This window comes from Blautia sp. TF10-30, assembly GCF_003481245.1.
Taxonomy (GTDB): domain Bacteria; phylum Bacillota; class Clostridia; order Lachnospirales; family Lachnospiraceae; genus Fusicatenibacter; species Fusicatenibacter saccharivorans.
Map to the genome: position 1 here is coordinate 1,648 of NZ_QUKM01000034.1, position 273 is coordinate 1,920.

At 30.4% G+C, this 273-nt stretch carries 1 protein-coding gene; it reads left to right on the forward strand.

The window, feature by feature from the left end:
- Positions 1-91 precede the first annotated feature (91 nt).
- On the forward strand, positions 92-273 hold a 182-nt coding region (locus DXD02_RS16310; protein ID WP_199691650.1), incomplete at its 3' end, for a transposase.

Below are 273 nucleotides of genomic sequence, written 5' to 3' on the forward strand. Positions count from 1 at the left end.
TTGTAGTAGTGATGAGTTAGACGCGCAAGATTTTTGATAAAAATGAGAACAAATGTTTGATATATTCCTATGTATATGGTATAATGTTTTTATGGGAAAAGATATGTTTACAATTAATAAAAATGATCTTTCATATGGTAGAGGATATGTATACTCTCTGCAGTATCATCTGGTCTGGTGTACCAAGTATAGAAAAAAGGTTTTAAAAGATGGAATTGATGTGGAATGCAAAGAAATGCTGGAAGGTCTTGCACAGGAATATAAATTTCAAAT